Annotated in this window: 13 protein-coding genes; 5 read left to right on the forward strand and 8 right to left on the reverse strand. The window is 62.7% G+C overall.

Annotated features, from left to right (window positions below):
• The first annotated feature begins 3 nt into the window (after nt 1-3).
• Entirely contained in the window at nt 4-606 is a 603-nt protein-coding gene (locus V1279_RS02870) for a 3-keto-disaccharide hydrolase (protein WP_334432248.1), read from the forward strand.
• A gap of 35 nt (nt 607-641) precedes the next feature.
• On the opposite strand, the gene galE is transcribed toward V1279_RS02870, so the two are convergent.
• The 7 genes from galE to V1279_RS02905 form a co-directional block, all read right to left on the reverse strand.
• On the reverse strand, nt 642-1,652 hold the full coding sequence (gene galE / locus V1279_RS02875; protein ID WP_334432251.1) for a UDP-glucose 4-epimerase GalE: 1,011 nt from the start codon (nt 1,650-1,652) through the stop codon (nt 642-644).
• Nucleotides 1,649-2,473 (reverse strand): WecB/TagA/CpsF family glycosyltransferase, encoded by an 825-nt coding sequence (locus V1279_RS02880; protein ID WP_334432254.1) that lies wholly within the window; start codon nt 2,471-2,473, stop codon nt 1,649-1,651. Before V1279_RS02880 ends, galE begins: the two co-directional genes overlap by 4 nt.
• Nucleotides 2,466-4,769 carry an exopolysaccharide transport family protein gene (locus V1279_RS02885; protein ID WP_334432257.1) on the reverse strand — a complete coding sequence of 768 codons (2,304 nt, stop codon included), beginning with the start codon at nt 4,767-4,769 and terminating at the stop codon, nt 2,466-2,468. Before V1279_RS02885 ends, V1279_RS02880 begins: the two co-directional genes overlap by 8 nt.
• Nucleotides 4,770-4,925: 156 nt before the next feature.
• A complete protein-coding gene (locus V1279_RS02890) occupies nt 4,926-5,678 on the reverse strand; it encodes a polysaccharide deacetylase family protein (protein ID WP_334432260.1) in 753 nt (250 codons plus the stop codon).
• 4 nt (nt 5,679-5,682) lie between these two features.
• Complete coding sequence (locus V1279_RS02895) at nt 5,683-6,507, reverse strand: class I SAM-dependent methyltransferase (RefSeq protein ID WP_334432262.1); 825 nt, start codon at nt 6,505-6,507, stop codon at nt 5,683-5,685.
• A 1-nt stretch (nt 6,508) separates the two neighbouring features.
• Nucleotides 6,509-7,720, reverse strand: coding sequence for a hypothetical protein (locus V1279_RS02900; protein WP_334432264.1), 1,212 nt, complete (start codon nt 7,718-7,720; stop codon nt 6,509-6,511).
• Nucleotides 7,720-9,195, reverse strand: a complete 1,476-nt coding sequence (locus tag V1279_RS02905; protein WP_334432267.1) for a lipopolysaccharide biosynthesis protein — start codon at nt 9,193-9,195, stop codon at nt 7,720-7,722. Before V1279_RS02905 ends, V1279_RS02900 begins: the two co-directional genes overlap by 1 nt.
• Nucleotides 9,196-9,516: 321 nt before the next feature.
• Between V1279_RS02905 and V1279_RS02910 the strand changes: the two genes are divergently transcribed.
• The 4 genes from V1279_RS02910 to V1279_RS02925 all read left to right on the forward strand — a co-directional run bounded on the left by V1279_RS02910 (nt 9,517) and on the right by V1279_RS02925 (nt 13,344).
• Entirely contained in the window at nt 9,517-9,798 is a 282-nt protein-coding gene (locus tag V1279_RS02910) for a hypothetical protein (protein ID WP_334432270.1), read from the forward strand.
• A gap of 25 nt (nt 9,799-9,823) precedes the next feature.
• The gene (locus tag V1279_RS02915; RefSeq protein ID WP_334432273.1) at nt 9,824-10,771 is read left to right on the forward strand and encodes a glycoside hydrolase family 26 protein; all 948 of its coding nucleotides are present in this window, start codon (nt 9,824-9,826) and stop codon (nt 10,769-10,771) included.
• 261 nt (nt 10,772-11,032) lie between these two features.
• Nucleotides 11,033-12,034, forward strand: coding sequence for a glycosyltransferase family 2 protein (locus tag V1279_RS02920; RefSeq protein WP_334446178.1), 1,002 nt, complete (start codon nt 11,033-11,035; stop codon nt 12,032-12,034).
• Entirely contained in the window at nt 12,031-13,344 is a 1,314-nt protein-coding gene (locus V1279_RS02925; RefSeq protein ID WP_334432277.1) for an O-antigen ligase family protein, read from the forward strand. Before V1279_RS02920 ends, V1279_RS02925 begins: the two co-directional genes overlap by 4 nt.
• Nucleotides 13,345-13,347: 3 nt before the next feature.
• On the opposite strand, the gene V1279_RS02930 is transcribed toward V1279_RS02925, so the two are convergent.
• Nucleotides 13,348-14,439 (reverse strand): hypothetical protein, encoded by a 1,092-nt coding sequence (locus tag V1279_RS02930; RefSeq protein ID WP_334432280.1) that lies wholly within the window; start codon nt 14,437-14,439, stop codon nt 13,348-13,350.
• Between the last annotated feature and the right edge of the window lie 55 nt (nt 14,440-14,494).

Below are 14,494 nucleotides of genomic sequence, written 5' to 3' on the forward strand. Positions count from 1 at the left end.
TTCATGAAGCGTTTGTCGATACTTGCCGCCGGTCTGTTGATCGGCACCGCCGCTATTCAATTTTCCGGCGTGGCGTCCGGGCAGAGCGCTGGCTGGGTGACGCTCGTCGATGGCACCAAGATGGGCGACTGGACCGAGGTCGGTAAAGCCAATTGGGCGATGAAGGACGGCGCGCTTGTGGCCGATAAGATCACCGAGGGCAAGGATCCCTCCTATCTCGTCAGCAAGGAATCCTACAAGGATTTCGAGATGAAGGTCGAATTCTGGGCCGACGATGACGCCAACAGCGGAATCTTCATTCGCTGCGACCAGTCGGGGAAGATCGACTCCAAGATCTGCTACGAGATCAATATTTTCGACAAGCGGCCCGATCCGACCTACGGCACCGGCGCGATCGTTGATGTGGCCAAGGTCGACCCGATGCCGAAGGCGGGCGGCAAATGGAACACTTTCGAAATCACGGCGCGGGGGCCGCATCTCGTCGTTGTGCTGAATGGCCAGAAAACCGCCGATGTCCAGGATTCAAAACACGCCAGCGGCCCGTTCGCGCTGCAATACGGCTCTGGCGTGATCAAGTGGCGCAAGGTGCAGATCAAGCCGCTGTAGGCCGGTTGAGCGATCGCTTACGCGGTTGCTCCGCCTCACTCGCGAGCCGGCGCACCCGTCTTCAGCGGGTGCGCCTTTTTGTGCCACGCCCAGGCGGTGCGGATGATCGTGGCCAGGTCCGAATGGGCTGGACGGAAGTTCAATGTCGCGCGTGCGGCGGAGGGATCGGCGACCAGATAGGTCGGATCGCCTGTCCGCCGCGGCTTGACGACATGCGGGACTTCGCGGCCGGTCTCGGCCGCAATCGCCGCGAGGATTTCGCGCACCGAGAAACCGTTGCCGGTGCCGAGATTGAACGCGCCGCCTGAATGTCCCTCGAGCAGCAGCTTGAGCGCCAGCACATGGGCAGCTGCGAGGTCTGTGACATGGATGTAGTCGCGGATCGCCGTTCCATCGGCCGTGTCGTAATCATCGCCGAACACGGCGAAGTCCGGCACGTGCCCCTGCAGCGCCATCATAGCGCGGGGAATGAGGTGGGTTTCGACCTCGCGCAGCTCGCCGATGCCGCCGGCTGGATCGGCGCCAGCGGCGTTGAAGTAGCGCAGCGCGAATGAGCCGAAGCCATAGGCTGCGCGATAATCGGCCAGCACGCGCTCGGTCATCCATTTCGAGGCGCCATAGGGATTGATCGGCGCGCAGGGGTAGTCCTCCCGTAGCGCCTTGCTGTCGGCATTGCCATAGACCGCGCCGGTCGATGAAAACACCAGGCGGTTGCAGCCAGCCTCGCGCATGGTTTCCAGCAGTGACAGCGTGCCGGCGAGGTTGTTGATGTAGTATTTCTGCGGGTCGGCCACGGATTCGCCGACCAGGCTCGACGCGGCGAAGTGCATGACGGCGACGATGTCATGCTCGGCAAAGGCCCGTGCCAGCGTTATCTTGTCGGCGATGTCGCCGACCACCAGCGCGCCCGCGGCGAAGCTGCGGTGGCCGGTCGAAAGATTGTCGTAGGTGACGGGCTGGTAGCCCGCCGCATCCAACGCCCTGCAGCAGTGCGAGCCGATATAGCCGGCGCCACCGGTGACGAGAATGGCTGGATGTCTGCTCATTGGTTGTGTGTCCTGCCGATATCAGTCGATCGGCTCCTGTTCAGCAACAGATAGAGCGCGCGCGGGTTGGTAGTCAAATAGCGCCAGAACAGGCGGCGCGGTTCCAGCCAGATGCGCCAGGCCCATTCGAGACTCGCATGCTGCATCCACAGCGGCGCGCGGACGCGGCTGCCCGACAGGAAATTGAACAGCCCACCCGCTGTCTTGATGACGCCGACATTGCAGAGCTCCGGTGTGAATTCCGCGACGAATGCCTGTTCATAGGGAATGCCGAGCGCAACCCAGAGATAGTCCGGTGCCAGTGCGTTGATTTCTGCGACCTTGGCGCGCAGCGCCTCGCCCCGCAGATAGCCATGGCATCGTCCGACGATCTTGAGATCGGGATATTGCTTGCGAACGCAGGCGACCGCGGCGGCGTTCTCCGTCTCGTCCGCGCCTAACAGGTAGAAAGTCAGGCCGGCCGCCTGCGCCTTGCCGGCAACGACGTGAAACAGGTCGGTGGTCGCGACGCGTTCGGGCAGCGGCATCGACGATTTGAACCGCGACACGGTCACCAGCGGCTGGCCGTCGGCATTGATCAGATCGGCGGCCCGAAACAGTCGGTCGGTCATCGGTTCGGTCGAGCAGCGCGCCAGCACCTCGCCATTGGCCGAGGTCAGATAGAGCGGACGATTGACGCGGCGTTGCGGGAACACCATCTCGATCATGAAGTTCGCGGTCTGCTCGAGATCCAGCACGGCGAGCCGCAGGCCGCCCAGCGTGATGCGGGGTACGTTGGCCGTAGCTGCTCTCCCGACGGGATTTGCGCGACGCTCACGCATATTGCTTGTCCCGCTGCGGGCTCGCGGCCGTCGGGTTGACTTCGCTGAGGACGACACCGACCAGCTTGCACTCGGTCCCGCCGAGGGCTGCGATGATATCTTCCATGCTGTCGTTGATGTCGAGATGCACGGGGAGGATCGCAACGAGTCCGTCGACCATGTCGAGCAGTTTGCGGTCCATCGTGGTCCACGGCATCGTCGGCCCGTCGAGAATCACGAGGTCGTAGCCGCCGGCGGAACGGGCCTGCGCAATGGCCTTGCGGATGGCGTCGCCGGCTTTCGCGTCGGCGGCATCGAGAGCCGGCAGGATCGAAATTCCGTTGGCGGTCGGAATCGCGCGGGCGGCCTTGGTGCCGATGCTGAGCCAGCCGAAACGGCTGGACTCGCTCTTGATGAAGTGGCTCGCCTTTTTCGAGAGTGCGCGTTCCTTCAGATCGGCATCGATCAACAGCACCTTGGCGCCGTCACGCGCCGCGGCGAGTGCGATGTTCAGCGCGGCGATGCTGCGGTCCTGATCCGGGCCGGCGCCGATCACAGCCATCACGGGCGGGGTTTCCCCGCCGGTGCGTCTGGCCAACGCCGCGCGCATCTCGCGCATGGCATGGAGGACAGTCATCAGCGGAAAGCCCGCGCGCAGCGTCGGCCAGCCCAGTCGCGTGACGTCGGCGGTGCTATCAGTTGCAAGGATGCTGCCGAGCGTGCGCATCACGTCGGCTTCCTGCAGCCGCGCGATGACAGGCTTTTCGATCAGGCTGACTGCGGGTTGCGGCCGAGGTTCGGCGGCGGGCGGCTGCTTCGCGGCCGCAGGAGCGGTAGGTTCCCTGGAAGCTTCTGCCGGCGCGTTATCCCGCGACTGAACCGGGTTCGTGCCCGGTATCAACTGGTTGAGCGCAACGAACCAGCCGGCGGCTGCGAGCCCGCCAAGAACGAAGCCGATCATCGCGAGCAGGCTCATGGCCGGCGGGAAGGTGCGCCGCTGCGGCACGGTGGCGTCGCCGATGATGCGTGCGTTCGAGGTGTTCAGGCTCTCCTGCTCCTCGGTTTCGCGCGATCGCTTCAGGAACGACTGATAGACGTCGCGGCTTGCCTCCACCTCGCGTTCGAGTTCGCGCAGGCGCACCGAGGCCTGGCTCATCTGGACGCTCTGGCGCTTCTGGGCTTCCAGCGCCTTGTTGAGCGAGGCTTCATAGTCGCGGGCGCGGATCAGGTCGTTCTTCGCGGCCTGCGCGTAGCGCTCGACCTCTTCGTTGATGGCGCGGCGCAGGTCCTGCACCTGCTGTTCCATCTGGCGCAGCGCCGGATGACGCGGTCCCAACTCGCTCTGCAATTCCGCCTGGCGCTTCCGCGCCTCGGCATATTGCGCGCGCAGATTGGCGATGGTCTGCGACTGCAGCGCCTCGGGAATGGCGCCCGCATCGGAGGATGCCTTGCGGCTGGCTTCGATCTGGTCGTACTTGGCCTGTGCGTCGAGCGTCAGGGCGCGGGCGGCAGCGAGCCGCTGGTTGCTGGAGGAGAGCTGCTGGTCGCTGATCAGCGTGTCCTGGGTGCCGACGAAATTGTTCTGCGCCTTGTATACCGCGAGCGTGTTCTCGGCGTTGCGAAGCCGTTCCTGCAATTCCTTCAGCCGGCCGGAAAGGTCGCTGGTTGCACGCCGCGCGGCGGCGGCCTGCGACTGCTTGGATTCGGCGAGATAGGCCTTCGAGATTGCGTTGGCGAGCATCGCCGCCTTGGCTGGCTCATACGACCAGACGTCGATATCGACGATGAAGGTGCGGTCGGTCTTCTTGACGTTGATGTGGCGATTGAGCGCTTCCAGCGCGCCCATCTCGATCTGCTTCTGCTGCTCGGCGGTCGGGCGCAGTTCGACCCCGAACAGGCCGAGCAGCGATCCCAGAATGCCCTTTGAATCGCCGCCGCCGAACTCCGGGTCCTTTTCCAGATGGGTATCGCGGATCACCTGCAGCAGCACATTGTTCGAGGTGATGACGCGCGCCTGGCTCTCCACCACCATCGCGAGGCCGGAAATGTCCTGGGCGCGCGGCGTCAGTTCGCGATCGACCAACTGCAATTCGCGGGGATCGACGTAGAGCTGGGCGGAAGCGGTGTATTTCGGCGTCAGGCCCTTGCCGATCGCAACCGCGACGCAGGCGGAGATCAGTGCCGCTGAGGCGATCGCGACCTTCCGCTGCCACAGGAGCTGGGCCAGATCGAGCACGCTGAAACCCGCCGGCGCGGCTGCCGCCGCCGGTCCGGCCTCAGGCTTCGCCCGGTCTATCGGCTGGTCATAGATAAGCATCGACCCCAGCTTCCATTCGAACTGCCGTACGCTTCGGCTGAGGGGCTACTCCTCGGGTTACGCCATGGGCGCCGAAAAAAAGCGCTGAACAAACGCAACAGGGAAAATTAACCATACTCACTGAGGGACTATTCCCCGAATTGGCAAACAAAGCGTTTAAACGCGGGCGCATCGCATCGCCTCCGCCATGGTGAGAACCGGAATCTTCCGCCGCGATGCCGCTTCCAGCGCATGCGCGAGCAGGGCGGGCGAACAGCCATAGGGACTCGGCCGGTCGGTGACGTCGTGACCGTAGAAAATTAACCATCCGTTATTGGTTTGCGCTTCGTCGAACGCACGGTCGATCCCGCCGCAATCCATCTCGCGATCGATCAGCGGCATGGCGCGCAGGAACTGCAAGTCGACGCTGCCGGTGTTGACGCCCTGCACGATGCTGCGGCAGGTCTGGAACGCCTTCCTGAGCTGACGCTTCCGGGCGTAGGAGCCGTATCCGAACGGGTAGGCAAAACTATCGACCCGTATCGAATGATCGAGCGCGCGAAGGTAAGCGCTGTTGCGCGTGATTTCCTGCCGCATCGCGGCCTCGTCGAGATCGCAGGCGCGCTGATGCGAGAACGTGTGGCAGCCGATCTCGTGACCCCTGCGGTGAAGCGCGACCACGTCCTCGGCATCGCCCGCCACCCAGTCCGGCGCGTCGGCGCCGACCAGGCTGCCCGAGACATAGAACGTCCCGCGTGCGCCATGCGCTTCGAGCATCTCGGCGCCGGCCGTCACCGCACTCTTTGGAAGATCATCGAAGGTGAAGCTGACCATCGGCGTGCTGTTGCGCAGCCGGAATAAATCGACGCGCAGATGCATCGCCAGCCGGTGACCGACCTTCGCCCTTGCCTCTGACAACATCGTATTCATGGTCTCAACGCTTTCGCAGGATCACGTGGTAGTCGCCGTGCCGCACGTCGATGCGGCCGGGCAGGAAGAAGTTCATCACCTTCGCCGCGGCATCGACCATGGCGGCGAACAGAGGCTTGCGCAGCCGCATCTCCGGGTAGCGCGGGCTCTCATACTGCTTGCGGTAGATCATTTGCAGGCCGTGCTGCTCGGCGAACGCCTCCAGGTTGGAAAGCGTGACCAGCGGATGGAACAGCGTTGGGAACGGCGCGTGGCCGGGCAGGCCGGCTTTCTTGTCGCCGCGGACGTGGCGATAGAACCAGACATGGAACCAGTGCGGCGAGTATTTGGTGACGACGCCGGACAGCGACCTTGGATTGGGCGCGCCGATCAGGATCATGCCGTTCGGCTTCAACGATTCGTGGAAATTCAGCAGGGCTGCTTCGACGTCGGGCACGTGTTCGATCACGTTGTAGCAGATCACCAGATCGAAGCTGTTGGGCTTGAAGCGATAGGTCTGGATGTCGCCGAGGATAGCCTGCTGCGCGTAGTCGTTGTTGCGGACCTGGTCCTCGTCGATGTCGACCACGGTGACATGGGCGCGATGCAGCACCTTGAGCGGCAGGAAGCTGGTTGAGCCGCCACCGGCTTCGTAGATCGAGAGTTCGCCCGCAGGCAGTGTCGCTTCAAGGATGCCGTGAACGGTCAGCAGGCTCTGCCGTGCCTGGCCGTGTGCCAGCTCGAGCAGCGCCTGCGGATGCTTCACGGTTTCGGTCGCCTGCCTGCGGTCGATCGTGGCTGCCTCGTTCATCGACTTCATCCATTCTGACGTGGGAGTTGCCTTGCTCATTTTAGTTTTCCCAATCGACGCGCTGAAAAGCTTCCATCAATGCCTGGTCTGCCGTGTGAATCGACGGATCGAACGGCACGCGGTTGGTCCGTTGATACTTCCAATTGCTGCCGATCTCGCGGAAGTGTCGAAACGAAAAGTCCCTGGTGCAGAAATAGGACGCCCACCAGGAGAAGATCGAATGGACATGCCATTGCGCATGCGTGGGGCATCGGGCGGGAACCACCGTCCATTTCGGCAGACACTCGTTCGAGTCGCACCGCATCACGAGCCTTGAGAACGCGTATTTCGGCGGCATGAGAATCGAGAAGTCGGCGTGGCGATGGGGCGCCTTGCTTGCGTTGTCGCGGACCCCATCGTCGATGCCGATGATCCATCGCCCGCGATATCGGACAAGCCCGGTCCACGATTGTTCGGCGGCTTCAAACACCGACTTTCCCGTCTTTGACAGGACCAGCTCGTCGATGTCGGAGTTCATGGCGCTCCGGGCATTCTGCAGGAAACGCCATCTGGCGTGCTCCCACGCCCCCAGCTGGCAGAAATCGGAATCCCAGTGATCCCAGCTGTTCGCGCCCTGCGGACCGTATTTGAAAGGCCACTCCATCACGACCGAGCATTGGATGCCCGGGACCGAGCGGAGCGCCGCGCTCAGCGTGGCGCTGTCGTAGGCGCTGGAGCCGTTGTCATAAATCAGAACGGCATCTGCGCCGTGAATGTCCCGGTTGAACCTCACCCAATCGAGGATCCATTCGATCGGATTGTCCTTCGACATCGTGAAGATGACACGGCGATCCCGGAACATCTCCGACTCGTTCGGCGACACCGAGAACGCGAAGCTCCCCAGTTCGCCCAATGCCTGGATCGGGCCTGCATGCTCGGGAATGTCCAGCCACAATTGGGCATGGCGGTCGAGGTGCCTTGTCCGCGCCTTGCGGGTCCCGGCGCCGCTGATGAAGTTCGTCGTCGCGACGTCGCGCGCGAGGTTGAAGAATGGCGGTGCAAACAGGGCAATCTTCGATTTGCTCACCTGCACTGCATCGTAGAACAACGTATTGCTGTCGAAGTCGCGGTCGAAATTCTCGCCCCGAAACTCGAGCGGGCGCGCCGCCTCGCGCCGCTTGTCGGTAAAGTCCGACAGCGACATCGGGTTGGTCCGGCAGATGACATGTCGATTGTCGGTTGCAACGACCGCATTTTTGCTTGCCAGCCGCATCATGATTCTCTTGTCGACATGCTGGGTAGTCCCGGAGACGGGGCGGTGATGGACGGGGCCGGGAGATTGCGCCGCGCGGTATAGGCGATCACGGCCTTGCGCAAGCCGGTGATATCGAATGCGAAGGCCGCGGCGACGTAGACCAGGCAGCCGGTTGCGGCCAGCACGCCAAACGAGACCACGCCGATCGGAAGCAGTGGTTTGATGAACGTCAGCACCAGCGCCATGATCGCCGTCGCCGCGACGATGCGCATGGCCTGGAATGCGTTGAAGGGGAGCGGAAATGCCTTTCGCGTGAGATACCAGCCGAAGGCCGCGCCGAAAGCTTCCACGATAACGAGGCTCGACGCCGCGCCGACCAGGCCAAATCTGGCGAGCAGGAGCGGCATGACCAGCAAATTCGCGATCAGCATCACGACGCTTTGCGTCGTCATCAAGAACGGCGTCTTGGCGAGGTGAAAGCTCGCATGAATGTAGGATTGGGAGATCGACTGAAACAGCCAGGCAAAGGCCAGGATCGGCATGATCTGCGCCGCGGTCTCCCTGAACTCGCTGCCGAGGACCACGCCAGCGATATAGCTGCTCGTCAAGGCCACGCCGACCACTGCCGGCAAGACGGCGGCCAGCAGAATTTCGAGGCTGAATTCCAGATGCGGCCGCGCCTCGGCGGCGCCACCGGTGGCGCAGGCGCGCACCGCCAGCGGGATCGTTGCGGACGCGATGCTCACCGCCGGGATCAGGATGATCTGCCGGACGAGATCGGCGGATGCGCCGTACTGGCCGGCCGCGTGGTCGCCCATGAAATGAAACACCAGTATCCGGTCGAGCGCGGCGTGGATCGCAAAGACGATGCCCGACAGCGTGATCGGAATGCCGAATGTCGCAAACGTCCGCAAATCGGAAATCTTCGGGCCGGCGACGGGGGATCGCAGGATCGTGCCCGCAAACAGCGTCGTCGTGACGAAGTAGGTGATGGTCACCATCGCGAGCTGGCACAGTCCGCCGCCGCCCAAAAGCGCCGCGGCCAGGCACAGCGTGAACGCCAGGCAGGCGCGAATGATCGACGCTGACATGAATGCGAACGATTGCAATCGCGCCTTCAGCAGTTCCTGCCCGAGCTCAAAAAGGCCGAGCCCCAGCGCGAAAAAGATTGCTGCGAGATTTCGCTCCAGCGATACCGAAGTCGTCAGCGTGGCAATAAGGAGCGCGATCGGTGCGGCGAGGGCCGAGATGAGATAGGCGACGAAGATGGTCTTCCGGACGTCGACCGCGCCGCCTTCCGACTGGAAACGCAGCGCAGAGACGCGAACCCAGGTGAACAGCAGCGCCGAGACGATGCCCGCGGTGCTCAGACCGACGACGTACACGCCATACTCTTCGGGCGAGAGCAGACGCGTGAACACGATCGCGCTCAGCAAGCCGATCGCGGCCGATACGACGCTCGCAACCGAATAATGGAACGTTTGGCTGAGCATTATACTTTCTGCCTTTGAAGCGCGGAACTTCGCTTCGGCAATGGGTTCAGGGTTAACGACACGTTGCAATTCAGCTTAACAATCTGCCGGAGGCCCGCCGCTAACCGGCGCAGAAGTCCCGCAGTGCCCATGGAGCAAAATCGGTGCCGAACCGGCGCAGTACGTCTTGCGGCGCGTCGGCGTGGTTAACTTGTCGCTTTCCCATCGTCTGTTGCGGATAAGGCGTCGCCGCCGCTGAAGCCCGGCATGTCCGGCACATCCGGCTCGTCTACGGTGTCCGCATTTGCGACACGCCGATGCCGCTCCAGCTCCGCGGTAACCATGGCGCAGGCGCCGTTCGGGCATGGGCCCGTACTGGACTGGATATTGCAAAGCCGGTCGATGACATCGTCGACCCCGTCGGCGATTGGATTTCAGATGACCGATTTTCGAAGAAAACTCTTTTCGCAAGAAGCGGGCTGCGAGCCTCCTGTTCTTTTTGGTACAGCCGCCCTGTCCGGCCTGTATCCTTTTGCGACGGCGAGAGCCCACGATCGCAACGGCTTCCTGCTATCGGCCGCCTTTGCCAGAAAGCACGCGAGGGCAAGCGATGTTTCGAACTGATCCAAAGCGACCCAAAAGGCACGGCGTGAAGCGGTTGGTGCTGTTTCTGGCGGCCTTTGTCCTGACCGTGCTGCTGCTGGCGCGCGTCGACAGCAATGCCGCTTCGCGCGCCGCGTCCAACCCATCGAAGTTCGCAGGCGCCTTCGTCAATTGGGGGCCCATAGGGCGCGAGCATACGCTGCAGGCGTGGGAAAAATGGCTGAAGCAGAAGCCGTCCTCGGTGCTCGGTGTCGACTTCTATGGGCAAACGACCTGGGAGGATTTTTCCAAACTGAGCTGGGTTCCGGGCGTCTGGAAGAAGCTCAATCCTGCGCGCAATTTGGTCTGGTCGATCCCGCTGACCATGAAGGGGACGCCTCTCGCTGACGTTGCCGATGGGCTCCACGATGCCGAATTCGAAGCCGCCGCCCGGGCGATTTCAGAGGCGCATCCGCAGGCGATCATTCGGCTCGGCTGGGAGATGAATCTGGCTGACATGGCGTGGTTCGCCAAAGGACATGAAGCCGATTACATCAGGGCGTTCCGGCGCGTCGTGGAAATATTCAGGCGTCATTCCACGGGCTTCAAGTTCGACTGGTGTCCGGGGTGGGGGCCGCAGGAGATGCCGGCGGATCTCAGCTATCCCGGCGACGACGTCGTCGACTACATCGGTCTCGACGTCTACGACTTCAAGCACGAGGGCACGCCTGAGGAGCGCTGGAACGCCTTCTACGTCAAGGCGCCATTCGGCCTGGAATGGCACCGCGAGTTTGCGCATCTGCACGGCAAGCGGATGAGCTACCCCGAATGGGGCGTGGGCAATTTTGGCGACAATCCGTTCTTCATTCAGCAGATGCACGACTGGTTCATGAAGAACGAAGACAGGATTGCCTACGCCGCTTACTTCGACGTCAACGGTGCGTGGCCTACCCAGATCGACAACGGCCAGTTTCCGAATTCGCAGCGGCTGTTCCGAAAGCTGTTCAGCCGCTGATTGCGGCCAGCGTTCGTTCAGCGCTGATTAACTCCGTCCATTAACCGTCGTCGGAGTTCGTTGCTTCACGTTTTGCCGCCGGACCGAATATTGCACCGCTGCGCGCGTTACGTTCGCAAAGGCCGGATCAATCCCGGAATGAACGACCTTATCGAGACGGAAGTGTCCCGGCATGACGCCGGCCATCCCGTTTCGGGACGATGAGACATATTCGTGAACGACCTGAGCGTCATGGCAGAGATTTCGACCAGCGATCTCCGGATGGACGGGCCTGATCCGTCGGTCAGGGCTCTGCGCGCGCTGGTGGCGGTTTCGCCCGCGCTCGATCCCACGATCGAAACCGTCGTTTGCATCCCCTGTTTCCGTCGTCCTCAGTATCTGCGCCGGACGCTGGAGTCGCTTGCCGCTCAGCGCACCAGCCGCCGCTTCGCCGTCGTCATGGTGGAGAACGATGCGTCGAAGAGCGAGAGCGTCCCGGTTGCCACAGAGTTCCTGGCGTCGGGGAAATTCGCAGGGCTATGCGTGATCGAGCCGCGGCAGGGCAATTGCCATGCGATCAACGCTGCCTTCGAGACGGCGCTGCAGATGTTCTCGGCGGCAACCAGCTTCCTGATGATCGACGACGACGAAATCGCGTCGCCGGACTGGCTGGAGCAGATGGTAAGGACTGCCAATGCGACCGGCGCCGACATCGTCGGTGGTCCGGTATTCCCCGAATTCGATGATGAACGGAAGCGCGGCTTGCGCCGCCATCCCGCTTTTGCCCCGGCGTACGACGTCTCAGGCTCGGTGCCGGTGATCTATGGCTGCGGTAATTGCCTGATCCGGCGTTCGGTGTTTGCCCGCTTGGGCACGCCGGCGTTTGACCTCCGTTTCAATTTTCTGGGCGGCGGAGATACCGATTTCTTCTACCGTTGTCGAAGGCTCGGCTTGCGGTTTCATTGGGTGGCCGAAGCCGTGATCAGCGAGACCGTGCCGCAAAGCCGGACCAGCCTGAAATGGTTGGCGATGCGCGGCCTGCGGATCGGCGCGATCAACTATCACGTCCAGCGCAAGGCGACGCCGACGCTTTGGCTGCGGACGAAGTTGACAGCCAAATTGCTGGCAGCCCTGCCGCTTTCTTTTGTCTATGCCGTGGGCGTAATCCTGACCGAACGTGAGCGGACCATGGCCATGCATCCCGTCACGGTGGCGATCGGCAGCGCGCTGGCCGTGTTCGGCCTCGAACCGCAACCCTACAAGGCTTCGAGGATCGTCTCATGAGCCAGCTCGTCGACGCATCCGAAATCCGTAGCGTTGCTGCCGGGATAGAGCGCCAGCAGGTGATGGATGTCGTTCGCGGCGCGACCTTTGTCGGAACGCTGCTGCTCGGCTGGGTATCGCTGCATCCGTTCGTCAGTCTCGGCGACATGCAGATCGGCGACGTCGGCACCGGTAACGAGCTGGCGACCTATGCGATGTTCGGCGCCCTCAGCGTGCTGACGATCGCGCTCGCCATGCGAAATGACGCGCGAGGACTGGCGACGTTGCTGTCTCCGGCGTTCGTCCTGTTCGGCACCTGGGTGCTGGTGACGGTCGTGCTGTCGCTCGATCCGACAACGTCGGTCAGGCGTCTTTCGTTGACGATCTGCGTTGTCGCGGTGACCGCCGCCCTGATGCTGCTGCCGCGGTCGCAGCAGGAATTGATGCACTGGTTCACGATCGCGGCGCTCGCGTTATTGGCGATCTGCTATCTCGGAATATTGCTGGCCCCGGACCTTTCGGTTCACCTGGCGACCGATCCGCAGGAGCCCGGATTGGCCGGCAACTGGCGCGGCACGTTCGGCCACAAGAATCAGGCCGCGGCCATCATGGTGATGGTGCTGTTTCTCGGCGTCTACATTAACCGTTCCGGCCTATGGCTATCGGGGGCCGCGATTATCGCGCTTGCCTCGCTGTTCCTGCTGTATTCGGCCGGAAAGAGCTCGCTTACCCTGTGTTTTGCGGTGTTGTTGCTGACGTCGTTAGCGTCAGTCATCCGCTCGTTCTGGCTTCGCGCGATCATATTGCTGACGCCGCTGCTATTGCTGAACCTGCTGAGCGTCGGCACCGTGATGTTTGAGGGGCTTGCCGCGATTTCCAAACTGCTGCCGTTCGACTCGACATTCACCGGCCGTACCGACATCTGGGCGTTTGCGCTGCAGTCGCTCCATGCACGATTGCTCACCGGTTACGGCTTTGCGTCCTTCTGGGGCAGCAGCGCCATTCAAAATCTTCCCGAGGGCAAGGAGTGGGCGAGCTTCGCCGCCCACAGCCACAATGGCTATCTCGACACGGCGCTGGGCATGGGCGTTCCCGGGCTGCTCTTGCTCATTGTGGTACTCGTGATCGTACCCTTGCGGAATTTTCAGCGGGCGGACGAGGGCGGCAACAACGGTCCGCTCGCCATGATGCTGCTGCGGATCTGGCTGTTCGGGCTCTATCTGTCGGCGATGGAAAGCTTCTTCCTCGACCGTGCCGATCCCCTGTGGTTCACGTTCCTGCTGGCGGTATTCGGCCTGCACTATCTCGCGCGTTTCCGTGCGCGAGCCTGAGGCTCAAAGCTGCGCCCGCACCGCTTCGGCCACGTCCGTCCACCAGCCGTCGAAATCGAACGGCAACGGCACCGGCGGCCGTTTGACCGCCGCGGCGATCCGGTCGGCATAGGTCTCGTTATCAGCGCCGCGCGCGACCAGCACGACCGCGCCGCGGCCGATCAATTCCTTGAAGCGCGGATGGTGGTCGAATTCCTCCGGCAGCGCAGGGCCGGCGACGACGAGCGGACGGCCGGATTGCACGCAGGTGAGAATGCTGGAACGGCGCGCCGTGAGTCCCTCATCGAGCGGATAACAGAATGCGTCGATCTCGCTGAACAGGCCGAACACCTTGTGATCGGAGGCGACGAAGCCGGAGACGATCACGTCGTCGGCGATGCCGAGTTCTCTGGCGCGGGCATGAAACTCCGCCTCGACCTTGTCGACGCCGCGGATGAAGGAGCCGATATAGACGATCAGCGGCTTGAGCCCGCGTTGCTTCAGAATGGCGCCGATCTCGAGCAGCGCATTGGGCTGCTTGCCCGGATAGATCGATCCGAAATGACCGATCAAGAGCCGCCCGTCACCTTTCGCGGCGATGAGGCGATGCCGCAATTTCGAGTCTTCAATTCCTGCCGGGGCCTCGATGTTCGGCGGCAGTGGCGCCAGCACGCTCTTTTTGGCGGTCCAGCCGAGCAGGCGGTCACTGGCCAGCTCGCGCCGCACCAGCGGCGAGAACATGACAATGGCGTCGGCAAGCAGCAAGGCCGGCATGTAGGTGATGCGGCGCAGCCAATGCAGCCCGTTCCATTCGTGCTGGATCAGGACGAGCTTACGCCGGCGCAGCCGGGCGATCGCCATCGCCACGAGCGGTGCGAACATCACGCGCTTCCAGGCCACGATCGGGAAGTTGCAGACCACGCTTTGCGCCGTGCCGACCGCGCGCCAGATCTCGGCAAGCGAACCTTCGCTGCGCGTTAGCGTTAACGTCGTGCTGGTTCCGGGCTCGAGCTTTTCGATCGCTTCCTGCAACAGGCGGGTGAACTGGCCGACGCCGCAATGCATCTGCGGTCCCGCGCCGAGAAACAGCGCCTGATATCGGGTTTCTCCAGTCATCGTGCGGCGGCGAGGTTTTCTAAAAGCGTTTTCAAGCGAAGTGGATCCTGGTTCG

The organism is Bradyrhizobium sp. AZCC 1610, from assembly GCF_036924515.1.
Lineage (GTDB): Bacteria > Pseudomonadota > Alphaproteobacteria > Rhizobiales > Xanthobacteraceae > Bradyrhizobium.